At 43.7% G+C, this 24,219-nt stretch carries 21 protein-coding genes and 1 pseudogene; 9 read left to right on the top strand and 13 right to left on the bottom strand.

Features of this window, described 5'->3' with window-relative positions; genetic code table 11:
* Positions 1-84: 84 nt before the first annotated feature.
* The 5 genes from GZN30_RS03640 to GZN30_RS03620 form a co-directional block, all read right to left on the bottom strand.
* Positions 85-840: a LutC/YkgG family protein gene (locus tag GZN30_RS03640; protein WP_075650022.1), complete on the bottom strand. Its 756-nt coding sequence runs from the start codon at positions 838-840 to the stop codon at positions 85-87.
* Between the two features lie 11 nt (positions 841-851).
* A complete protein-coding gene (locus tag GZN30_RS03635) occupies positions 852-2,267 on the bottom strand; it encodes a LutB/LldF family L-lactate oxidation iron-sulfur protein (protein ID WP_075650023.1) in 1,416 nt (471 codons plus the stop codon).
* Between the two features lie 12 nt (positions 2,268-2,279).
* Entirely contained in the window at positions 2,280-2,999 is a 720-nt protein-coding gene (locus tag GZN30_RS03630; RefSeq protein ID WP_075650024.1) for a (Fe-S)-binding protein, read from the bottom strand.
* Between the two features lie 122 nt (positions 3,000-3,121).
* Positions 3,122-4,717 (bottom strand): L-lactate permease, encoded by a 1,596-nt coding sequence (locus GZN30_RS03625; protein WP_269472797.1) that lies wholly within the window; start codon positions 4,715-4,717, stop codon positions 3,122-3,124.
* 458 nt (positions 4,718-5,175) lie between these two features.
* Positions 5,176-5,988 (bottom strand): enoyl-CoA hydratase/isomerase family protein, encoded by an 813-nt coding sequence (locus GZN30_RS03620; protein ID WP_075650026.1) that lies wholly within the window; start codon positions 5,986-5,988, stop codon positions 5,176-5,178.
* A gap of 148 nt (positions 5,989-6,136) precedes the next feature.
* Between GZN30_RS03620 and GZN30_RS03615 the strand changes: the two genes are divergently transcribed.
* The 4 genes from GZN30_RS03615 (at position 6,137) to GZN30_RS03600 (ending at position 10,359) form a co-directional block, all read left to right on the top strand.
* Complete coding sequence (locus tag GZN30_RS03615) at positions 6,137-7,069, top strand: LysR family transcriptional regulator (protein WP_075650027.1); 933 nt, start codon at positions 6,137-6,139, stop codon at positions 7,067-7,069.
* Positions 7,070-7,346: 277 nt separating this feature from the next.
* Entirely contained in the window at positions 7,347-8,432 is a 1,086-nt protein-coding gene (locus GZN30_RS03610) for a hypothetical protein (RefSeq protein ID WP_075650028.1), read from the top strand.
* Positions 8,433-8,495: 63 nt separating this feature from the next.
* The gene (locus GZN30_RS03605) at positions 8,496-8,819 is read left to right on the top strand and encodes a hypothetical protein (RefSeq protein WP_075650029.1); all 324 of its coding nucleotides are present in this window, start codon (positions 8,496-8,498) and stop codon (positions 8,817-8,819) included.
* A gap of 154 nt (positions 8,820-8,973) precedes the next feature.
* Positions 8,974-10,359: a tryptophanase gene (locus GZN30_RS03600; RefSeq protein WP_075650030.1), complete on the top strand. Its 1,386-nt coding sequence runs from the start codon at positions 8,974-8,976 to the stop codon at positions 10,357-10,359.
* A 55-nt stretch (positions 10,360-10,414) separates the two neighbouring features.
* Here the strand turns inward: GZN30_RS03600 and GZN30_RS03595 are convergent, their stop codons facing one another.
* From GZN30_RS03595 to yecR (GZN30_RS03570), 6 genes and pseudogenes are all read right to left on the bottom strand, one after another.
* Positions 10,415-12,034: a methyl-accepting chemotaxis protein gene (locus GZN30_RS03595; RefSeq protein ID WP_075650031.1), complete on the bottom strand. Its 1,620-nt coding sequence runs from the start codon at positions 12,032-12,034 to the stop codon at positions 10,415-10,417.
* Between the two features lie 411 nt (positions 12,035-12,445).
* Positions 12,446-12,997 (bottom strand): hypothetical protein, encoded by a 552-nt coding sequence (locus GZN30_RS03590; protein ID WP_075647884.1) that lies wholly within the window; start codon positions 12,995-12,997, stop codon positions 12,446-12,448.
* Between the two features lie 232 nt (positions 12,998-13,229).
* Positions 13,230-13,652, bottom strand: coding sequence for a universal stress protein (locus tag GZN30_RS03585; RefSeq protein WP_075647885.1), 423 nt, complete (start codon positions 13,650-13,652; stop codon positions 13,230-13,232).
* A gap of 163 nt (positions 13,653-13,815) precedes the next feature.
* Entirely contained in the window at positions 13,816-13,971 is a 156-nt protein-coding gene (gene yecR, locus GZN30_RS03580) for a YecR family lipoprotein (protein ID WP_232060450.1), read from the bottom strand.
* Positions 13,952-15,281: pseudogene (locus GZN30_RS03575) on the bottom strand (IS4 family transposase). The gene yecR (GZN30_RS03580) and the pseudogene GZN30_RS03575 overlap by 20 nt, the downstream one beginning before the upstream one ends.
* Before the next feature lie 89 nt (positions 15,282-15,370).
* Entirely contained in the window at positions 15,371-15,577 is a 207-nt protein-coding gene (yecR, locus tag GZN30_RS03570; protein WP_139312282.1) for a YecR family lipoprotein, read from the bottom strand.
* Positions 15,578-15,890: 313 nt separating this feature from the next.
* Here yecR (GZN30_RS03570) and GZN30_RS03565 point away from each other — a divergent pair, with 313 nt between their 5' ends.
* The 4 genes from GZN30_RS03565 to GZN30_RS03550 all read left to right on the top strand — a co-directional run bounded on the left by GZN30_RS03565 (position 15,891) and on the right by GZN30_RS03550 (position 21,839).
* On the top strand, positions 15,891-16,928 hold the full coding sequence (locus GZN30_RS03565) for a BMP family ABC transporter substrate-binding protein (RefSeq protein ID WP_083627223.1): 1,038 nt from the start codon (positions 15,891-15,893) through the stop codon (positions 16,926-16,928).
* On the top strand, positions 16,925-18,451 hold the full coding sequence (locus tag GZN30_RS03560; RefSeq protein WP_075652319.1) for a diguanylate cyclase domain-containing protein: 1,527 nt from the start codon (positions 16,925-16,927) through the stop codon (positions 18,449-18,451). Before GZN30_RS03565 ends, GZN30_RS03560 begins: the two co-directional genes overlap by 4 nt.
* Before the next feature lie 583 nt (positions 18,452-19,034).
* Positions 19,035-20,507 carry an alanine/glycine:cation symporter family protein gene (locus tag GZN30_RS03555; protein WP_075652318.1) on the top strand — a complete coding sequence of 491 codons (1,473 nt, stop codon included), beginning with the start codon at positions 19,035-19,037 and terminating at the stop codon, positions 20,505-20,507.
* Positions 20,508-20,825: 318 nt separating this feature from the next.
* Positions 20,826-21,839, top strand: a complete 1,014-nt coding sequence (locus GZN30_RS03550; RefSeq protein ID WP_075652317.1) for a DNA cytosine methyltransferase — start codon at positions 20,826-20,828, stop codon at positions 21,837-21,839.
* A gap of 63 nt (positions 21,840-21,902) precedes the next feature.
* On the opposite strand, the gene GZN30_RS03545 is transcribed toward GZN30_RS03550, so the two are convergent.
* Entirely contained in the window at positions 21,903-22,733 is an 831-nt protein-coding gene (locus GZN30_RS03545) for a hypothetical protein (protein WP_083627222.1), read from the bottom strand.
* 406 nt (positions 22,734-23,139) lie between these two features.
* Here GZN30_RS03545 and GZN30_RS03540 point away from each other — a divergent pair, with 406 nt between their 5' ends.
* Entirely contained in the window at positions 23,140-23,928 is a 789-nt protein-coding gene (locus tag GZN30_RS03540) for a hypothetical protein (RefSeq protein WP_075652316.1), read from the top strand.
* A gap of 33 nt (positions 23,929-23,961) precedes the next feature.
* Here the strand turns inward: GZN30_RS03540 and GZN30_RS03535 are convergent, their stop codons facing one another.
* Positions 23,962-24,213, bottom strand: coding sequence for a YeeE/YedE thiosulfate transporter family protein (locus GZN30_RS03535; protein ID WP_075652315.1), 252 nt, complete (start codon positions 24,211-24,213; stop codon positions 23,962-23,964).
* Positions 24,214-24,219: the final 6 nt, after the last annotated feature.

Genomic DNA, 24,219 nt, shown 5'->3' with positions numbered 1-24,219 from the left:
GCAAATTCTTACCTGCGTGACGTTACACCATCACGTCTTATTAACATCACTTCCCTAGCGTTGATACTTTCCTAGATTTGATAATCACATATCATCAATGATCACATAAGTCGCAAATACTGGACCGTGTACCCCAACCACCTTGATTAGCTCGATATCGGCGGTGGAACTTGGACCCGAGATGAAGTTAACGCAAGATGGCACGCGTTCACCTTGGCTAGCTTTTTGATGCAATAGCGCGGTTGCTTGGGTTAAGCGTGGCATCAGATTGCTCTTAGCCACCACAAAGACCGAGGCTTCTGGTAATAAGCTCACCGCTCGACCTTGATTCACTTGGCTATAAAGCACCATGGTACCGGACTCTGCCAATGCCTGCTCTGCAAGCACAATGCCGACTTTAGCGCGCTCAGCAATGGTTACATTCGCTTCAAAACCTGCCGCAGCATCCCAAACATGCACGCTATGCTGATCTGTTTCTAGCGCTTGCGGTGAGACTAGCTCAAGCAACTCTGCCGAGGCTGACAATATAGTCTCACCTGTAAGCGCTTCACCTAGCTCATCTTTGCAATAATCTAGACACACCTGTTTTAACGTCGCTTCCAGTTCCGCTTTGGTGGTGACCACCGCATGCGCACCGAGTGATGTTTCGGTGTAACGTACCAATTCATCTTTTAGCTCATCTTGGCTAAAACTTGCCATAACCTCTTTTTGGCAAGTATGGCGCAGCGCTGGACGCTTCACTTCTGTCAGTGGTTTGTCACGCCCAAGCTGGCGTGCAATGTTAGCCAGAAATGAAGTGCGGTTGTGCAAACGCTGCTCTTTATCTGTGGTATTAGACATGCCCATCACTCCTATTTCTTGTCTCGAGATTCAAACCAACTGCGGAACGACTCGCCGTCAGGCTCTGGCAAGTCACGAGTTTGTGACCACTTACCAATCGCGCCAACATTAAACGGCATTTTGCCATTTTTAATCAGCATGCCGCCCATCACCGCGCCCACTTTGACACCGAGGTTCCACACCAATGGCGTCGCATTAGCAATGGTAAAGCCCTTCACCACCGCGCGTTCGCTTAGCGGTGTAATGCCTTGCTCACCCATTTTTTCACGGTGTTTAAGCAACAAATCGGATAACGGGATCTTCACCGGACAAACATCGTGACACGCTTTGCACAAGCTGCACGCGTATGGCAATTCTTTAAAGTCATCATAGCCGCCAAGCAGTGGCGATAGCACCGCACCAATTGGACCGGAGTAGATTGAGCCATAAGACTGACCGCCAATATGACGATAAGCTGGGCAGGTATTCACACAGGCTGCGCAGCGCACGCAGCGTAAAATATCGCGAAACTCTGAACCGAGGATGTCGGAGCGACCATTATCAACAATCACAAGATGGAACTCTTCTGGACCATCACACTGATCGTTCTCACGCGGTCCGGTTAACGCAGTCACATAACCAGTCAAAGGCAGTCCCACTGCACTGCGGCACAGCAAGCTAATCACAATATCCAACTCTTCAAAAGTTGGCACCATGCGCTCCATACCCATCACGGCGATGTGGGTTTTCGGCAAGCTAGTGGCAAGACGGGCGTTACCTTCGTTGGTCACCAGCGCAACCGTACCTGACTCAGCAACGGCAAAGTTACAGCCGGTAATACCAATATCCGCTTCTAAAAAGTCATGGCGAATATGATTGCGCACAAAGCGCGTCATCTCTTCCGGATCATCACTGCCTTGATAGTTAAGCTTGTCTTTAAAGATGTCTTTAATCTGAGTACGGTTTTTGTGCAGCGCCGGGACCACGATGTGTGACGGTGGATCGCAATCATCAACTTGCAGAATGTATTCGCCCAAGTCGGTTTCAATCACTTCACAGTCATTACGCTGAATCATTTGGTTCAGACCGATCTCTTCGGTCACCATCGATTTCGATTTCACCACTTTCTTGGCGTTTTTCGCCTTGAGGATGCCTTCAATATAATCGGTCGCATCTTGCGCGGTTTTGGCAAAGAAAACATGCCCGCCATTATCGAGCACTTTTTCACTCAACTGGTGCAGGTAATAATCCAAATTTTCCAGTACATGATTGCGAATATCCATCCCCATTTCACGCCACTGTTCCCAGTTACCGAGCTTATCTGCGGCAATCTGACGATTGGCGAACATACGCTCTTGAGCATTAGCGACCGATTTGAGCATAAAGTCGTCTTTCATATGCACATCGATACGCTGCTTAAAACTTTCGTTACTGGTTTTCATCGACATAACCAATCACTCCTATCGGCTTAGCAGCACATCAACAATGTGCATTACTTTAACTGGCTTGCCTTCACGTGAAATGCGACCACCAATATTGAGTAGACAACTGCTATCAGCGCCAATCAAAAAGTCCGGTTCAACCTCGCTAATGTGTTGCACTTTTTCTTTGACCATCTCGCCAGAGATTTCTGCCATCTTGACCGAGAACGTACCGCCAAAGCCGCAACAGGTTTCTTGGTTTTTAATTGGCAACATTTCTAAGCCTTCAACCGCGCCTAGCAATGCCAATGGCTCTTCACGCACACCCAGTTTACGGATCAAACTGCATGATGGATGGTACACCGCACGACCTTTAAGACGAGCGCCAACGTTAGTCACACCGAGTTCATTAACGATAAACTGAGTGAGCTCATACAAACGGTCAGCCACATTTTGTGCTCGCGCTGCCCATTCTGGTTCATCGGCTAAATACTCTGGGTATTTCTTGATCGCTGCTGCGCAAGATCCCGCAGGAGTCACGATTGGGTAGTCATTGCCTTCAAACGCTTCAATCAAGTTTTTCATCGCAGGTTTGCTCTGCTCGATGTAGCCACTATTGAGTGAAGGCTGACCACAGCAACCCTGCTTTTTAGGGAATAGAATTTCACAACCGAGCTCTTCAAGCAGTAACACGGTTTTCTTTGCAACTTCAGACTTCACTGTGTCGCAAATACAGGTGACAAAGAAGTTAATCTTCATAACATTGCTCCGATTAAGGAATTTTTTATAGATATATTTATTTATTTATTTATTTATTTATTTATTTATTTAAGCGTAGCGCTCTGCACAAACTCGAGTGCTACGCATTTCAATTTTTTTACTTACAGCGCCAAACTCACAACGGCGACGATTGCGCCATATAACACCATTGGCACCACGGTACGCTTAATGATGTAACCTTCTTGGTTAGAAATACCTAAGATGGTGGAAACCGCGATAATGTTATTGATGCACACCATATTGCCCATCGCGCCGCCAACCGATTGCAGCGCCAACACCAAATGCTCTGGCAAGCCAACGTTATGTGCGATGGTTTGCTGAATACCACCAAAGGTAAGGTTTGAAACCGTCGCTGAGCCTGAGAAGAAAGCGCCGAGCGCGCCAAGATATGAAGCGAAGAACTGCCAGTTAGTGCCCATCAAATCAGAGAATGCGCGACCTGTGGTCATGATTGGTGAGTTGCTGCCGCCCATCATCATAAACTTGACCATGATGAGCGCGCCCACCAAGGCAATAAATGGAATTTTGATTCGGCTACCCGTCTCGGCAAACACTTGTGTGACTTGCGAGCGCGACATGCTGAAGATAAAAATCGAAACAAACACCACCAGCAAAAATGGGATAAGCGCTGGCACGTAAAGTGTTTTGTATGACCACGCAGCATCAGTACCAAGAATATGAGCAAACTTGATGATCAGCGCATGGCTTAGGCTAAATTCCCCCAGCGAACCGAGATTCAAGCTAAACATTGGGGTCGTATCAGTAAGCAGAGCTTTGATGCCCAATTGCTGGATACGGGTAACAATCAAAATGGCGATCAGCAGTAGTGTTGGACTCATCGCTTTGAACACTTGGGCAACGGTAACTTGAGCACTAGGTTGCTCGCTCTGCTCAACACGTTTTTCCATACCAATATTGTAACGAGCAAGCACAACCGAGAGAGCCAAACCAATTGCGCCCCCCACAAGAGCAGGAAACTCATAGTTCCACTGGGCAAACAAAACGTAAGGTACAGTGCAAGAGAGCACACTTAATTGAATAAAGACCAGGTTGCGTCTGATGGCTTGCCAATCCACCACAAAACTCAGCGCAATAACGGGAATCACAAACGCTGCGACAGTATGCAAAATAGCCGAGTACTGACCGATATTGAGCAGCGCCGCTTCATCCAAACCTAGACCAGCAAAGCCAAACCAAGTCGGCGTACCCACCGCGCCAAAAGAAACCGGTACTGAGTTCATCACCAATGCCAACATCGCCACACGCAGCGCGGGAAAGCCTAATCCAACCAGAATCGGTGCGGCGATCGCCGCCGGTGTACCAAAACCAGAAGCACCTTCAATCATAAAAGCGAACGCCCAGCCGATGATCATCAACTGCGCCACTTGGTTACGGCTAATGCTCTCTAGCCAATAACGAATCACGGTTTCAGCGCCAGTAATGGCTATAGTGCGGTTAAGTAAAATAGCGCCAGCAATAATGGAAATTGGGGTAATAGCAGAAAGGGAGCCAGCAATAATATTAGCGATTAAATGGGTGCTATCCGCACCAAAGTAGAAGAGTTGAATCAGTCCTATCAGTAATGCAGTCAGAGGTAGTGCAATGTGCGACGGTAAAGCATTTTTCTTGGTCATCATCCAGATTAATAAAATAATCGGAATAGTAGAAATAATCAGGTTTAGCATTCTTTTGTCCACGACATAGTTATTTTTGTTAATGATTAACACCTAGATAAAGTAAAAATCTGGTGCAAATTCGATAACCTTTGTAGTGCCCCACATCTTAGACAAATTTAACATTCACGCTATAACTAAAAAATTCCGTCCATTTTAAAGACCTTAACTTTTGTGATGCCTTACAGATTGCCGTTTTACAAATCTAGACACAATCACATGAAAACAACAACTTATCACCAAACCTCATTTCACCCACTCTCTTATTGTCGCCATTTTGGAAACAATCAAAGTCAGATTGAAAACCAATAACATTTGAAATCAATATTTAACAATATGAACAACCACTATCTAATTGAAAAAAGAATATTAATTAATTGGTTTTAAGTAAAAATATTAATAGGAATATAAAAATACCCAGTGAGTTAGCAACCATCTGGGTATATGAAAGTGTTTTATCTATTAAGGCAATTAAGAGTAGCTTATTGGCTAAGTTCAGTTGCTGTATCAACAAAGATGCCTTGAATATCTTTCGCCTCGCGCTCCGTTTGTCCGCCATGTTTCAAAAACGCAGCAATAATCGCAGCGGTTTTTTGCTCTTTTGCGCGCTCTAAGAAGTAACGCAACTCTAACTCTGCGCCTGCTTCTTCATCTTGAATTGAAGCGGCAATGATCTCTTTGTACATCACAATGTCACGCACTTCTAAACTACTAATCACCGCCAGTGTGGTTTGCAGAAATGCCTCCAACTCAGCTTTTGGTACAAATTGAGTAATGATGTTGTGTTGCTCTGCTTGCTGCGCAGTAAAATCATTCCCCATCAAAAGCGCCTGCAATGCTTTACCTTTGCCCATGCGGCGAGCAAATTGCACCGCACCTTGACCGCCAGTAGGAATATTGACGTGAATTTCTGGTTGAGCAAACGCCGCATTTTCAGTGCCATAAGCCAAATCACACGCCATAACAAATTCATTACCGCCGCCTCGTGCGACACCATCAACAACCGCAACCGAAAGCTGTTTCATCTTTTTGATATTGGCAATCATATGATTGAACTCAATCGATGCAGCTTGACCGCCTTGCGTGCCATTAATCACATTCAAATCAAGGTGCGCTAAAAAGAAAGACTCATGCATCGATTTAAACACCACGGCTTTTGTCTCTCTGTCGTCTTGTAGAGAAAGCAGAAATGCATTGATCTCATTGATTAAATCAATAGTCAGCACATTCACTGGTGGATTATTAATCTCAACTGTTGCGATGCCATTTTCTTGAGTGATAGTTAGCTTATTCATAATGAGTTTCCTCTTTGCTTTGCGCTCAACACTTTGTGGTGAGCACGGTATTCTTGGTTAGTGGTGCTACTATAATCACTGGCTTTGCTGGGAAAAATACAGCAATTGGCATAATATTGATGCCATAGAAGCAACAATAGGAATCAACATGGATTTCTCTAGCCGACTACTGCTATTACTTGAGGTGATTGAGCTCGGCTCCTTTACTAATGTAGCAGCACAGAAGAACGTCGATCGCTCAGTCATTTCAAAACAGATAACTCGTTTAGAGCAGGAGCTCGGTGTTCGCCTACTCAACCGCACCACTCGCTCACTCTCATTAACGACAGCGGGTAACGAAGTACTCAAACAAGCGAAAGATCTGCGCGAGTTACTGAACAACACCCATCGATTGGCGCAAAACCACCACAGCGAACCGAGAGGGCTACTCAGAATCACCAGTTCAATGATGTTTGGACGCCAATATGTGCAAGAGGCAATTTGTCAGTTTCAAGCCGAGTATCCGCAAGTAACCTGCGAGTTGCGCTTGGAAGACAAGCTGGTTGATTTGGTTCAAGAAGGATTTGATATTGGCTTTCGCATCGGCAAACCTAAAGACTCGAGCTTAGTCAGTCGCAAAATTGCCAGAAGTCGGCTGTTAATCGTCGCGGCACCGAAATTTATTCAGCGACATGGCAAGATCGATAGCTTAGAGCAATTACAAACCCTGCCTGCAACGGTCTACTCTGCACCAGGTTTGTTTCTGAATAAGTTTCGTTACTTCGATAGCGAGCAGCAGGAGCACTACTTTCAACTCAACCCTGCCTACAAGGTTAATGATGTTGAGATGGTGGTAAAAAGTGCGGTGGCTGGCAATACCTTAGCCGTGGTAACTGCGCAGATGATTCAAAATGAATTTAGAGATGGTCTGCTGGTGCCAATCATGCCTGAGTTAAACCTTGATGATTTCGGCACTTTTTATGCGGTCTATCCGCACCGTGATGCGCCAATAAAGACCAAGCTGTTTTTAGAGACCTTACAAAATATGATTGGTAAAGATGTCCCAATCTGGGAGAAAAATATCGCTGCATTTTTGCCATAGTTACAGAAACTGCAGCTGTTTTTGGACTGGTTATCCAAACAAGTTGATACCGTGTAAGCGAATATCCCATCTAGGCAAACTGGTACTGATCAATTTAGCCGACTAATTCGCTACTTTGCTCGCAGAATAACTGAACTTCAGCACACTTCGCCTCAACTGTGATTCTCGGCTTCAATTACATCTCTTTACCAGTTTGAGTGTGAAACCTAACCTGAAATCCATCTAAGCGCTGTTTACCCTACTCCACTCAACAGGAATATAGGGAGAGGAAAACAGCATGAAGCATATTTGGTGGGTGGCACTGTGTGTGGTGAACTTAAGTGGTTGCGCGACCACACCGATAAACAGCATCGCCGAATTTGGCATGTCGATGAATCAGGTATCACAGCAAATCGACAGCGATCTCGATAAACTCGGAGAATTAGCCATTCAAAGCCAAGCTGATTCCCTCGCCTACTTAACGTTAAATCAGTCTCACGACCAACCCTGTCAAACCAGTGCGACCGAGGTGATTCAAGGCTTAGCCGATATCACCCCAACTCAATGTAATCTTGCGCTGCAAATGAGTGACCTTGGATCAATCGTTAACCCAACCTCGCCACTATTGAGAAAGCAGATGCCTATCTTAGAGGCGAACCAACAACTCTCCGCCTACTCCGTCGCATTAACAGAGCTTGCCAACGCATCATCTAAAATAGCAATACAACAAAACGCCATTGAGCTTACAGGCGCGCTAAGTTCACTTAACGATAGATATTTAGATCTGCGCTACGCAACCGATGCGAATGGTGAGACCATAATTTTAACCAAGCAACAAGCCTTTCGTGACAATGAAGCGTTAATCGCTACTACGATTGCTGGCTTTGCTCAAACCATTACTGAACAAAAGCGCCGCAGCGCATTAAAAGAAATCGTCAACCAAGCTCAGCTGATCATCGAACAGCTCATACCCGCGATCATTGCGGAGTTGGAGTACGCCCAACTGCACCAATCAATGGCAACTTTTGAACGCTCTGCATTGACCGATGCCATTAGCCGCTACAATCAAACCTCAGCTAAGAAAGCTCAAAAACCCACCAAAGCCGCAGCGAGCATCCAAGAATTTCACCAGCGTTATTTAGAGATCCAAGCCGCTGCACTGAAAGATCAGCAGATGATCACCGCATTTAAGCAGATCGCCACCAGCCATCGCGAGATCGCTCAAGAGATCAATAAAAATCGCTTCTCAAGTAAAGAGATTATCAGCTCGATCTCTGCGCTAAACAAAGAGTACCAGCAGCTACACAGCTTTAAGACACTCCTTGCCAGTTGCCAGGGCAACATCGTCAAAAACAAGCAGGGATTTTTAATATGTAAGTCTTAGGAACACTTACTACTTTACTACTACCACCACCCAACTGTTTAATTCGCGATAAGGAAACGCACTATGCCAAACGTAAGACAAGCTATTGTCGATGCCATTAATGAAATCAATGAGGTGTTACCTACCATTGTCAACGATAACGCTCAATATTCACAACTGATGTTGCAACGCGCGCAACTCAATCGACAACTTACCCTGGTACTCTCTGAGAGATTAACAGGCACTAATGATGAGCTAACCGAAACAGTAATTGCGTTAAAAGAATTAGTCCGCAGCGCAGAGCAAGCCCAGCAAGATGTCCTGCAAGTGCAGCACTTAGTCGACAAGGCAATCAAAGCCGTGAAAGCGGTAGACAATGTTATCCAGGGCGTCCAAGAGACCATCTAAACCTCGAAATAGTGAGACTAGGATCATGCTTCACTAACGTTAGCCAACAGCAAAATCGTGTTACATGACCTAGCGCCTTGTTTTGAGAAAGCTAAAATAGAAAATGTCTCCAAAATTATTTCCAAAAACGCAGTAATAAATTGGAGAGATAGTAATGCTTTACCCTGCAGAACCCTTTCGTATCAAAGCGGTAGAAACCGTTGCCAAACTCGACCGCGAAACACGCGCGCAAAAAATGGCGGAAGCGGGTTACAACACCTTCTTGCTAGAGAGCAAAGATGTCTATTTTGATCTACTGACAGACTCGGGCACCAGCTCACTTAATGCCAGACAATGGGTCAGCATGATGAATGCGGGCTCATCGAGCCAAGCGAGTGATGTACCTTGTGAACTTGAGCAAACACTACAAACCACCTTTGGTATTAACCACGTTATTCCTACCACCAGAGGTCGTGGCGCAGAAAATATTCTCGCGATGCTGACTGTCGTACATGGTAGCTGTGTCGTCGGTAATATGTGTTCAACCTCACATCGCTTCCATATCGAAAGCCAAGGTGGTCGCTTTATTGATGTCATATGCCAAGCCGCCTATCAGCCAGCACTCAACAAACCGTTCAAAGGCAACATTGATATCGCTAAACTTGAACAGGTTATCGAACAGCAAGGCGCAGAAAACATCGCTTATATTCGCTTGGCTGCAACCGCTAATCTAGCTGGCGGTCAACCGGTTTCGTTGGCAAATATTGCTGCTGTTCGAGCAGTCGCTGACCAACACAAAATCAAACTATTCTTTGATGCAACCCACTGCGTAGAAAATGCTTTTTTCATTCAAGAGCAAGAAGCAGGCTATAGTGACGCGTCGATTCAAGATATCCTCAAGCAGATGTTCAGCTACGCCGATGGCTGCATTATCAACGGCACCAATAAAGAGTGCTTAGTCAGTAGCGGCGGCATTCTGTGCCTCAATGATGATGCGTTGTTTGAAGAAGCCAACGACATCATTATGCTCTACGGTGGCATGCCGATGGTCGACCAAGATACACAAAATATGCTGAACGGGATTCGTAAGTCTCTTGCCGTCGCTCTGCGTGATTCGATGGAACAAGATTACATCGAGCACCGCGTCAAACAAGTGCGCTACCTTGGTGAACAACTGCAAGCTGCAGGTGTGCCGGTGATTGAACCGATTGGCGGACATGCGGTGTTTATTGACGCGAGCCGTTTCTGCTCTCATTTAAGCCCAGAGCACTTACCAGCCCAAAGCCTTACCGCAAGCCTTTACATTGAAACCGGTATTCGAGCCATGGAACGCGGCATTGTTTCCGCTGGGACAAAAGCACCAAACACCGAACACGCTCAACCATTGCTTGAAACCGTGCGCTTAGCAATTCCACGCCAAGTTTATACTTACGCCCATATGGACACGATAGCGAACCAAATCATCGAACTTTACCACCAGCGCGAGTCGATCCCAGCTCTTAAATTCAGCTACGAGCCCAAATGGCTGCGTTTCTTTACTGCTCGCTTTGAGCACGCCTAAACAGATAAAGCGGAAGATTGACTTCCGCTTTATTTAACAATCGAACTTTTCTAGGTTAACTGACACTAAAAAACGACAGTTGTTGCTTTTGTGATTCTGCCAATTCTGACAATTGACGAGAAGCACTAACACTTTGTGTTATGCCTGCCGCATTCATATTTATTATTTCGGAAATATTATTAATATTGCTATTCAGTTCCATTGTAACCTGAGATTGCTGCTCTGAAGCGGTAGCGACTAGAGTATTAATTTCCGTTATCTCAGTTATTGAGGTTGCAATGGAATACAGAGCAGAATTTACTTCTTGAGCAAGCTCCTGGTTACGCTCTACTAAACTCAAGCAGGTATCCATGCTAACCATAGCACTCTCTGATTGGAGTTGTAATTCTTCAATAATAGATTGAATTTCAGTAGTTGAGTCCGATGTTCGTTTAGCAAGCATACGCACCTCATCAGCGACAACAGCAAAACCACGACCAGACTCACCAGCTCGTGCAGCTTCGATCGCAGCATTCAATGCTAGTAAATTCGTTTGCTCAGAAATTGAACGAATAACATCAATCACAGTGCTAATTTTATCAGACTGATTTTTTACAGAGTGTACGATATCAGCCATCTCAGATAGCCCCATACTAACATCTTTATTTGCTTCGAAACTTTCATTAAAGATAGTCACGCCTTTTTCTGTTATCTCTTCAATTTCGCGTGATTTAACATCAGCCGCTACTGCGTTATCACGTACATTATCAGCAGTGCTTGATAGTTCATTAATCGCAGAGGCTACTAGCAAAACCTCATTGTTTTCTCTATGTGCATTGTTTTCTGATTCTTCCATAATTGTAGATAGCTCCGTAGACGCCGCTGCAACTTCATCACTTACAGTAAGTAGACTTTGAACCGTCGATGACAAATTTACGCACGACTTTTGCAAATCATTATTCAGAACAAAAACTTCATTGGTTCCATTACAATCCAAATCGATATCTGACAGGTTACCATTAGCTAACAAGTTAATATTACATTGCGCACTGATTATTGGTTTTACTATTTGTTTAGAGAGAAAATAGGCTGCTACAGTAATAGAAGAAAATACGAAAAGACACAATCCAACACTGATTACAATCATTCGATTCAAATCTACATAAGAATGTTCAATCTCATTCTCTGCACTTTTTTTGATTAAATCACTTAACGCAAAAACTGAGGATACCATGTTGTTACCTGCGGCAGTCGCTTCCTCATCAAAACGTTGCCAATCAGCTTGAGAACTATCTCCTCTCTCATATTTACTTTTTTCAGAATATAAATTACGCGCAAAATAGGCATACTTTTCAACCTGACTACTTGTCTCGCTAACGTAACTCTTTATCGCATCAATTTTTTGTAAACTAGATAGGCTTTTATTTATTCCTGAGAACCAACTTTCGACATCACTAAGATAGTTATCGTTATGAACAAATGACGAAGAAGTCAGTATAAGACGAATTTTATAGGTATCTTCAATCACCTTTGCTATAAGTTCTTCTTCCCCTAAAACCTCAACAAATTTCCCATTAAGTGATTCAACATTGTTTTTTATGCTGTAAAACGAATATGCGCTCATTGAAGCAAGACAGATCCCCATCAGCAACGCTGGAAACAAGACTAAGTATCTAATTGATATATTATTTAACATTTCTCTCCCCCCCGAGAGCGATGACTGTTAATTATGAATAATTTGTAACACTTGAAACAACCAGTTACAAATCGGGGGCACTATAACGATTAATATGAAATTATTTCCATATTTTTAGCTGATTTGTTTTTATCGAGATGACAACAAAAGAAAATGATGAATATTTAGTTAGGTATTCACCATATGATACGGATAAGATTTACAAGCGTTGAATTTTTATTCGAAAAAATATTAATGACCATTGAGAATTTAATTAATGGAAATTCAATCTTACTTTATTTATTGTCACGCCTGAGGTCTTTTTTTATAAAACCAACCAAGTATCAACTTATCTTCCATAAATTATAGGGGATAATATTCTGATCCATTTAATGTGCAGACTCCTCTATTATTGAATTAAGCTTAAACATGTTACTCAAGATACTTCGCCGCATTGTCATAGGCTTCGATTTCGATTGGTGCTTCGCGATAACCAAACAACTTAATTTGTAAAAAATACTGTTTGGTCAGTTCTTCAAGCCCCAACTCTTCAGCTTGTCTAACATGAATAAATTCATGGGCGAGTAATAGCTTGTCACCTCTGGATTTTTTATTGATCCACACGCCATATCCGTAAGTCATACCCGCCAAAAATGGCGAATCTAGCCCTAACCTTTGCATTTGTAACAACAAAGATTCATTACTCGGCATGGGCAAAGCATCCACATAATGAATTCTTATTTTCTCAGGGTGCTTAACCCCGACTCGATTCGCTATCTGCAAATATTGAGGTAGCAGCGGTTCACCTTCTGATAACGCTATTCGCTCATTTTCTTTGGCAAAATCAATCGCCATCGGCAAGTAAGGTTCGATTTGTTCGACGATGTAAGCTGGAGGGTTTTGCAACAAATCGGCTTTATCTTCACAACCGACAAGAGCCAAAAGCGGCAACCCAACAGACACAAAAAACCAGCGTTTTTTCATAGCGCAATAATCCTCGGAAATGCGAAGTTTAATGCGCAGTTGCGAGTTCATTCCCCACTTTGAATTGCGCACAAATGGTCGATAGCTAAATAGCATAATGTGCGTTAATCGATTTGGCTTGAGAGAAATATGTTGGAGGCGCTTATTTTCGATGGAGTTAGCACTATTGGAAAAGTAACGATGGCTAGCACTGAGACTCGCACTAGCCACACAACTAAACTTACTTCTAAAATTACTTAACCGGCACCACCAAAACATCGACATTGGCTTTATTGAGTAGACGGCGAGAGTATGAGATGAAATGACTTAGCAAGTCATGATGATGACCAAAAATGATCAAATCGATACTCTGCTCTTGGCAAAGATCTTTAAGCTTTTCTGCCAAATCTCCAGTACCAACAAAAAAGTGCGAAAGAGGGTATTCGATATACTCTTGATACTTGTGCAACACTTCCATCGCGTGCAGATTAAGTGGGCGTTGATCGGGCTCTGCCTTGATATCAATAAGCTCTGGGTAGATTTCACCAATGCTACCATCAACGTGAATAAATGAGACTTTAGCGTTTACCAATTCGGCATGGTAAACCGCTTTATCAATCAATAAATTGCTTTCTTCTGATAAATCTAACGCTACAAGAATATGTTGGTATTTCATATCAATGTCCTCAGCTAACGGCTCTTTAATCAGCATAGCCTTGATTGATAGAAAATTGTGTATCGGTGATCGCGGATTGAATAAAAAACGCCCAAGCATTTGGCTCAGGCGTTCAAATTTATTGCAAGAAAGAGAGTTCTCTTTCTTCCTCAACTAGTGAGTCTTAATTAGTGCACTGATAGATTTGTGTGTAGCGAGTAGAAATACAGCCCAATAGCTTATCTTTACGTGCACAATGATCCAGTGGTGTGCCTAAAGCCTGAGCGCTCTTAAAGCCCCACGCTTTGCAGTAATGCCAGTCAGTTAAGCTGACTGGCATTTTTTCTATTTGTCGCATATTTCTTGGGTTTCAGTTTCACCCAACGAGGATAACTTCTATCTTCTCTTCGGGGGGTAGGATAAACATGGATATTTGCTGTAGTAGCACTTCATAGTGTTTAGGGAGTTTCCCTGGACTCGTTAAAGGTAAAGCTGCAAAGTATTGAGTCACAGCCATGGCACTACTCGTAAAGCTTAATTGGTTCTACCAAACGCTATCTAACTTGCTCGCCGCTTTTGTCATAACCTGCCTTATAAGGTTATAGGCTAGCAAAATCCCCCAGAGCTCCTGTCTAACCATATCTGGGCGCTTACTTCGCAATGTATACTCACTATCAAGCAAGGTTTGCTTCATTTCTCTATAGCCTAATTCGATTTCCCAACGATAGCGATAGAGCTCTACAATGTCTTCTCCGGGAAAGCGCAACCCATCACGCATTGAGGTAAGAACCTGATACTCCTTACCTTTAATGGCTTTCGATACCAACCTTGCTTCTATTATCTCAGGCAGGTCACTGAACTTCTTCCTTGCCTGAGGTGATGTTTTTATAGCAACGATAGCATCACTCTGACTGTATTTATGGACAACTTCATACTGAAAGTCTTTTCTCACAGGGAGCATCCAATGCCTTTCTTGACCTACTTTGTTCCAGCGATTAAGCAGCCCTAAAGAGTAATATCCTTTGTCAAAAATGGTCAGTGATTGATCTGGCGTTTGTTCAATAAGCTCTTCTGCGAGCCGCATTTCGCTGGTGCGATAGTCAGAGAATGCACTATCGATTAGATGATGACTTGTAAGCTCCATCAAGCAAACCATGCGGACCTTAGGGTAAATATTCTCAGATGATTGATTGCGCTGCGCTTTAAACTCTTGATGATTTTCGGGTGTATCTGTCGTTCTCCAAACGACACCATCGACAGATAGAAGGTTTAGTCCACACCAAGTTTCGAAGTTAGACGACTGATAGCTATGCGCAGCCATCTTCTTAAAGACTTGCTTTACACCTTCTTCGCCTAATCTCTGTCTCGCTTGAACAACTGCACTTGGTGCAACAAAACGTTGTTTGTCTGGCAAGACAATATCGAGTTGGTTAGCAATATCCCAAACAGATTGTTGACGAAAGAGACTCATTCCAACAACGGACCAAAGTACGGCTTCTAAAGGTAACCGTCTTCTTCTAACGGTTGCTACACCTTTTGCTCAAAACCTTGCTGGATAAGCTCTGGACTAAGAATGTCAGAGTATTTATCAAAGTGGTGGAAGGTATTACATGACCGAAAAGTATTGGCAAGTTGGCTTTCTAAAGACATAAAAAATCCGATATTAGTTTCCTAATATCGGATTTTGAAGCCTTTGAGGATCGGTCAAATGATCTCACAAATTTCTTAACTGATCGGCATTACCACGCTTTGCAGCCATTTTTTGCCATATCCAATGCTTGTTGTTCATCAACCACAGCTTGTTGAAGTAAGCCTTCATCATAAGCGATAGTGATAACCGCATCACTTTTACTGCCGTCAGTAACGAACCAGTCTTTATTTACCGGGTTGGCACAGCCCGCCAAAGTCGCAGCTGCCGCAAGCGTAATAATCAGTTTGAATCTCATTGATGTTGATAGTGTTCAGATTCTTAAAAAGGTGGCGCATTTTACACAACAAATGCCTTTTCGCATCACAAAATTAGCCACTACTCAAAAACCAACTAGATTGGCGTACACAATGCCGCTATCCCGCTTTGCCCTGATGTTTTCAACACCAGTAACGCCCCATCGCAATTGATACCAAACTTGATACAACAAATGAGAGCTAAGTCCTTGATATTGCCGTTTGAAATAATAAACTTGGCGCATAATCAACCAATATAATACGCAGCAGACCAATATCTGTCTGAGATAACAACAATAATAAAGAATCTACCCTATGAAACCTAAATCGCTCAGTCATATCTGCCGAATAATTAAACCTGCCTGCTCAGTGCTCGCCCTACTTTTAGCACCCACACTGTCGTTTGTGGCTCAAGCCGAGCGCAATGATTTTAAACCGATTGTGGTTTACCAAAGCGAGCTGATTGAAGGCTCCTATTTATCAATGGTTGATAAAGGTATTACTCAATTTGAGCAGAAATCCTCAATGGCAGTAAAACGCCAGCAAGTTGGGGATGGTGATTATATTGAGCAACTAAGCCAAGCCGCGACACAAGGCTATAGCCCAATTGTCGTGGTTGAAGCCAACTCGTTAGAGGCTTTTTCTCAAGTGGCAAAAGCTAACCCCTCGGTACACTTTATTTCATTGGATGTGTCATACCATGTACCAAACGTTTTGGGCTTAACCTTTAACCATGCCGAAGGCAGCTACGTTATCGGTTATCTTGCCGGCTTAAAAACTAAATCAAACCAAGTGGGCTTTATTGGTGGCATGGATATTCCTACCATCAATAACTTTAAATGTGGCTTCGAATTAGGGGTTAAAGATGCGAACGCCAAAGCGAATTTGACCACCAAATACATAAACAACGGGTTAAGCTCGTGGAATGACGTCGCTGGCGCTCAAGCCATCGCACAAACGATGTTAGACCACGACATCGACGTTATTTTTCCAGTCGCTGGCTTTGCCAGTGTTGGGGTAATGCAAGCGGTAAAACAAGATGGTGACGCGTTTAGCTTTGGCGTAGATCAAGACTATTCTCAGCAGTTTCCTGATACCAATATTGCTTCTCTCGAGAAGCGCGTCGATATCGCGGTTTTCGCCTCGCTAATGCAATTGAGAAACGGAATTTGGAATGGCAACCGCAAACACTTTGGTATTAAGCAAGGGGTGATAAACGTCGCGCTTAACCCAAATAGCCATGTACTGAACGCGGATGAGCATCAATTGGCAACCCAGCTATTGCGTGACTTTAAGGGCAATAACAACGCCATCGCACAGAAAATTGCACAAGGCTGTCCATCAAGGCTATGAAAACGCTCTCTTCCTACATTATTTCTGTATTCTTAACGCTGACCACCGTGCCAATCGCTCTGTTTGGTGGCACTTACATCATCTATGACTTGTACCATCAGCATCAGAGCCAAACCGCACGCTATGAGCAAGTGATTGCCCAGCAGTTACTCGACGCGCATGTGGCGTTAACTCAATTCGACTTGCTGCAAGCGGAGCTGGTAACCACGGAAATCGCGCAGCTTGACTACATTATCTCTGCAAAGCTCGATTCAATGGAATATGGCATCACCTTAGCCGAAGTGATCAACCCGATTAACGCGCAAGGTGATTTAACCACCTTTGTCTACCCGATTAACAATTTACAACACAAGCAAATCGGGCTGCTCACCGTCGATAAAGACAAAACCGCATTGATTTGGGATATTGCAAAATCCACCGTACCGAAAGTATTTAGTCTTGGTTTAATATTATTGGCGGTGTCACTCACCTTTACCCGCACGATTCTGGCTGCACTCAATAAACCGTTCACTGAGTTACAAAAAGTCGCGTTTCAAATCGCCAATGGTGACTATCACACCCCATCAAAAACCGATTCCAAGTTTCTTGAAATCACCACCATATTCAGTGCACTTGATGCAATGCGCGCTCAACTTAAGAGCACCATCTCCCTACTTAGAGATAGCCAAGAGAAACACGCCAGAACCTATAATCTTACCCAAGTTGGTCTGTTTGTGGTCAACATTAAAAAACGAAAAATCGTGCGTGCCAATTCAACACTCTCGAATATTTTCAAACCTTTTACCGAGCAACAAAAGCAATCCGCACTAGAAGCGTTTTTACCTAAACTGCTCCAAGAACCTCACACTAATAGCTTTAATTACTCCATCTCAATTGAAGGTAAAACACGTTATTTTCAGATCAATCGCAGCCAAGTGATCAATGATGAGATAGAGTGTTCTGGACTTGATATTAGTGAGTTAATGCAAGCGAAACTGACCACAGAACGCATGCTCAATACGGATGCTCTTACCCAAGTACCGAACCGACACCGATTTAATCTCGACGTGCTAGCAATAGAAGAACAGAGCAACCCTGAAGTCACCATTATGGTGTTAGATTTAAACGGCTTTAAAGCGGTTAATGACACTTTCGGTCATCTCGCGGGCGACCAAGTGTTAATCAATATCGCCCAGCGCGTAACAGCAATGCTCGCCAACCAATCGGCGACACTCTACCGCTTAGGCGGTGATGAGTTTGTCATTTTGGTTAATCAGCCCTATCACGCTGAGCACGTAACCCAACTGGTTGACAATATTCGCGCTACGATAGCGCTACCCATTGAGTTTGAGCACAACCAGTTTGCGGTTGCCACCAGTATTGGTATTGCGCACTACAATCGTCATTCGACCGATCTGCAAATCACCATCAAGCAAGCGGATAAAGCGATGTATCACGCGAAAACAACAGGCTTAAACGTGGCCTATGCGGCGCATCTTATTGATCAAACAGCCCTTGAACACAACCCTCTCGCCACCGTCTAAACACGCACCGAGGCTAACGGCTCACCAACCAAGCGAGACCGAAACACCATTGCCGCTCTCCCCGTCACGGGGAGAGTGATTGACCAGCCTGTTAGATGTTCTCATTAAATAAGAAATTACTTATATAAGCCTTATCCAGATGTAAAACGCTCCAAGTGATATTTTCAGCTCACTTAAGCAATAAAAACCCTTCAACTCGTTCAAGCAGCCGCCATTCTCATCTTTTCAACTAGCAGCAATCGTTTGCTAAAGATACGGGGTTGACGAAAAAACAATCAAAGCACAGAGCACAACCAGTACCCTTGAGTTACTGCTTTCTCATTAAATGATAAAGAGATACAACTCACACTGCTGAGCTTATTGCCGTTGCGGTTGGATAAATCTAGAATCCGGCAGATTAATTTACGAACTGCTTTTTGTTTTGTAAATCAGATCCATTAGCCAAGCTAATTTTAACTATCCATCGCGGCAAGACTGCGACCAGAAAGATAATTAAATGGATAGTTAATCAATGGTTAAGCTCATCAACTAAGGATATTCCCATTAGTTCTATTTAATAGATCATCATATACAGGAAATTAATATGATCGTTACGAATGAATCGTGGCTAGCTGCGTTAAATACGGGGTTAAATAACGTGGTAGGCGCCATCAATGGCGTACTTTGGGGTCAAGTACTGGTATATCTACTAGTGATTGTGGGCGTTTACTTCACCGTGCGTCTTGGTTTTATTCAATTGCGTCAATTCAAGCACGCGGTACAAATTCTCAAAAGTGGTCGTGAAGTTGACCAAGGTCTTAGCTCTTACCAAGTCTTCTGTACGTCAATGGCGGCTCGCGTTGGTACAGGTAACATGGCTGGCGTTGCAGTAGCGCTTACTGTGGGTGGCCCAGGTGCTATCTTCTGGATGTGGCTCATCGCCCTATTTGGCATGTCGACTGCCTTTATCGAATCAACCTTAGCGCAACTTTACAAAGTCAAAGACGTTGACGGTCAATACCGTGGTGGTCCTGCTTACTACATGGAAAAAGGCCTAGGACAACGTTGGATGGGCTCACTTTTCTCAATCTTCCTAATCATTGCTTTCGGCCTCGTGTTCAACGCCGTTCAAGCAAACACCATCACTGGCGCACTTAGCCACTCATTCGGTTTTAATGAAACCATCGTCGGCGTGATCATCGTTGCCTGCTCTGCGTTCGTTATCGTTGGTGGTATTACTAAAGTTGCCAAAGCGTCAACCAGCATCGTACCTGTAATGGCGATCGGTTACCTAGCGATTGCGCTGGTCATCGTATTGATGAACATCACTGAAGTACCAGCCGTACTGGCTTACATCGTTAAGAGCGCATTTGGCTGGCAAGAAGCAGCAGCTGGCGGCGTAGCATTTACTATCTCGCAAGCCATGCAAAGTGGTATCGCACGTGGTTTGTTCTCAAACGAAGCGGGTATGGGCTCTGCTGCTAACGTTGCGGCAAGTGCAACACCAAACCCGAACCACCCTGCTTCACAAGGCTTTGTGCAAATGCTGGGCGTATTTGCGGACACATTAGTTATCTGTACTGCTTCTGCTGCGATGATCATGCTAAGTGGTGTGATGGATCAACCAGACGCAGCAACTGGTATCGGTCTACTGCAACAAGCGCTAACTAATGAGCTAGGTTCATGGACAACCTACTTTATGGCCGCTGCCATTATCTTATTCTGCTTCTCGTCAATCATTGCCAACTACAGCTACGCTGAAACTAACGTTATGTTCCTAAACGGTAACAGCAAGAAAGGTTTGATGGCGTTCCGCATTTGTGTGCTTGGCATGGTGATGTTTGGTTCAGTGGCTTCGCTACCTGTAGTTTGGAACCTAGCGGATGCGTCAATGGGCGCAATGGCACTGATCAACATCGTTGCACTGGTACTGCTTTCTAAACTGGCAATCAAAGTAGTTAAAGACTATGAAGAGCAGCTAAAAGCAGGTAAAACACCAACCTTCGACCGCTCTAAGTTCCCTGAACTGGATGATCTAGAAGAAGCTTGGCAAGGTACACCTGCGGAAGTGAAATAACCGCTTACCTTTACGCTTATATCTTTTGCATGATCGTATTCATCAAGGGATAGCGTGTAAATGTTAAGTTCGCTATCTATTTATTGCCATACGACGTAGATAGCGAAACCTTCGAAGCATAAAAAGGAGTGCACTTTTTAGTATCAGCACTCCTTTTTCATTTCTACGGCTAACCATAAGGTTAGACCGCAAACTGCAACACTAACTACTATCCGTTACATCTCTGTAAGCCTTTGACTTTTCGCTAAAAAAAATCACTGACTAAACGTACAGTAATTTGTTAATATAGCGACCCAATTACACATCAAACAAAAACTCATGACAGACAAAATCGTTTCATTTTTCGCCGGAGCAGGCGGTCTAGATCTTGGTTTCGAGCAAGCCGGTTTTAACGTAGCGTGGGCTAACGAGTACGATAAAGATATTTGGGCAACGTACGAGAAGAACCACCCACATACCACGTTAGATAGACGTAGCATTACAAATATTGAAGCGGATGAAGTACCTGAGTGTGATGGCATCATTGGTGGCCCACCTTGCCAAAGCTGGAGTGAGGCTGGCGCGCAACGCGGTATTGAAGATAAACGCGGTCAGCTATTTTTTGACTTCATCCGAATCCTTGAAGCGAAAAAGCCCAAGTTTTTCCTAGCTGAAAACGTAAGTGGCATGCAGCATGGTCGACACGCTGAAGCGCTGAATAACATCAAGCAAATGTTTAAAGATGCCGGGTACGATCTTTACTACCAAATGATGAATGCTGTCGATTACGGTGCTGCTCAAGATCGTAAGCGCGTGATCTTCATTGGTTTTAGAAGCGATTTGAACATTCAATATAGCTTCCCTGAACCGATTGAAAAAGAAGAACGCCGAGCACTGAAACACATTCTACGTGACCTAGATGGCACCGCAGTACCCGCGCTTGATAAACAAAAACCAAACCCAGACGTGAAGTTTTTAAACCATGAATACATGATTGGCGGGTTCTCTACGATGTATATGTCACGTAATCGCGTAAGAACATGGGATGAGCCATCGTTCACGATTCAAGCTGGCGGACGTCATGCACCGATTCACCCAGGTGCGCCGCGAATGGAAAAAGTGGAAACCGACAAATTTAAATTTGTTGAAGGACACGAAGAAAAATACCGTCGTTTGAGTGTTCGAGAGTGTGCTCGAATTCAGGGCTTCCCAGATGACTTTGAGTTTGTGTATAACAACGTTGCCGCTGGCTACAAAATGATTGGTAACGCAGTTGCCGTACCTTTTGCCAAAGCGATCGCTCTGAGTATTCAACAGCACCTCGCGGAAGCGAAAGCGCGCCAAGCAGCCTAACGCGTGATTATCCCTGATAGCCCCTATCAGGGATATATACCCCAAACCACAATCAGCGCCGAGTTACTTTACTCTCACAGCCATATTGTATTGGTGGCGCAGTGCCTTTATATGGCGATTGTGGTTCAGCCGATACTCATGGTTTAAATCGACACTCTCAAAACGCCCAAACCTCAATAAATCGGCTTTACTCTCTAGCAATGTAGTTGCTTCAAATCGCTCATAAGGCACAAATTTTGTGTACGTTTGCTTGCCACGATTAGAGCCCTCCGTCATTGGGTTTATTGGACGAAAGACAATTTTGACACTCGAAAACAGCTCGCTAAGTAGCGCATCGTCAATGACTTGCAACTCTTCGACAACCTGCTCAACGCTGCCTGCCATCCCATCCGTGTGATAAATGACATTCGCTGTGGTATCTAAACAGTCATTGTGCCCTGCGACAATCGAACGGATGTCTCGCGTGGTAAAGATCTGATTGAAATCTAAGTAGGTATTGCCGGTACGCTCACCAAAATTGATGCTCACCCCTAGGAAAAAACTGCTTCTTTCATTCTCGATCCATTGGTTTGCCCACTCAGTGGTTTTTTCAACCAATCGATCAAGTGCCTGTTGCCCAAACTCTTGCTCAACTCGCTGATGGGTATACCAATTACCATAGTAATGAGCATTCTCTTTCTTTACCGAAATTTTCAGCTTACCGCCACACTCGAACACGACTAAAACATCTGTTTTTGAATCATGCTGACGCGCGATATCAGGATCAACCTCAATAATACGACTTGACCTAATACCAAGCTGTTGTTTTAGCCTGTCAGGCAACGCAATATTCTGCCCTATACTTTGGTGGAACAGTGACCACACTCTATCTTCTACAGCTTGGTAGCCAATCATTTTCAATCCTTAGGAATTATGTTCGCAGCAATTCTACACTACCTTGCCTGAGGCTAGATACTGAATAAGGACTCAAGTTGCCGATAACTGTTGTGAATAGGGGCGTAGCTTCCATCGCAGCACGGATCGTTTATACCTGTGGGCAATCGTGCAGAATCAGTAAGAAGCAATATCTATATGTCGTTAGCTGAATTTGCGCTGAAATCGGCAGTTTTACATAACAAAATGACATAGCATACGAACCAGAGTGATATGCAACGCATGGAAATTAAAGGCTTTTCATTTCTATAACGTTGTTATGCAAGACATTCTGAGGGCTGGACTTGAATAGCCATAGTAATTGAACAGAATTGCCAACCAGTCACTCAATAATAAACAAATTCTATTCTATAAGGTTATACAGGACATGACTGCAACAATCTCTGTAAGCAAAAGCGCAATATTTGAATTAATCATGGCAGGTATAGAGGCATACGCTGTAAAACATCAAGGCAGTAAACAAATTTCGGTAGAGACCGCTGCACACCTATGGGGTTACGTTAATAAGACCCACCCATTTAAATGTACAATAAACCATGTTTCAGTCGAAACATCAGCAAAAAGAACACGTTCATCTGTAGCTTTTAACTCGAAATCTCTGCTAATCAAAAAAGACATTGCAAAAGTTTTTGGTGAGCAATATCAATACATTGGCACTGCACACTCTCATCCATATCTTAGAAAAGAGGTGAACGACGCAGCTGAAATCCGAAAAAATAGTTTATATCAATTGTCAGAACCAGATCATCGCTGTGAAATTGGATACCCAGAAATAGAAGTTTCAGGAAAGCTGTATAGCGTCGCTCTTATATTAACCGTTCACTCGATGCTTAAGGCTAATGATAAAAAAGACGGACGTCATTTCGATAAGCCCTTAACTGAATTCTCTCTTGGCAACATAAAATTCTGGCTATATGGTCGTGTTTTTCAGCATAAGACTAAAGCTTCATTAAGTAACGAAGAAAAGCTAAGCTGTGGACGCTATGGATTAGATATCAGCAAATACTCTGACAATCAATTAATAGCCATTCCTATTGATACAGCTTTAGATAGTGATGTCTTTATAGATACTTTGTGCTCTGACTTTGGAAGACTTAAGTTCACAGACAATGACTCAGAATATAATTTGGCTGAATTAGCTGAAGGTCGATGGTAACCAGCCCCTCACCCAAAGTATTCCTATGCAGCGTTATATCTTGTGCAGTTTTGTACTCATAAATTTAACTCCAACATAGATCCCCAAAACAATAATCGCCACTGCGGTGAAACCATGTGGCGATAATGCGGGCATTGAAACTAAAAGTTGAGTATCGTTTCCACCTTGAGCCATCACTGCCCCCACTCCCATTAAAATACCAGCCAATAAGTGCTTAACCATTAGAACGGCGCTCGGCGTTTTTAGTTTAAAGAGCCCTGTCAATCTGCCGCAACGCTGTAGCACTCTGCA

The sequence above is a fragment of the Vibrio ponticus genome, assembly GCF_009938225.1.
GTDB classification, from domain to species: Bacteria; Pseudomonadota; Gammaproteobacteria; order Enterobacterales; family Vibrionaceae; genus Vibrio; species Vibrio ponticus.
This window is presented reverse-complemented; position numbering and strand designations above follow the sequence as displayed.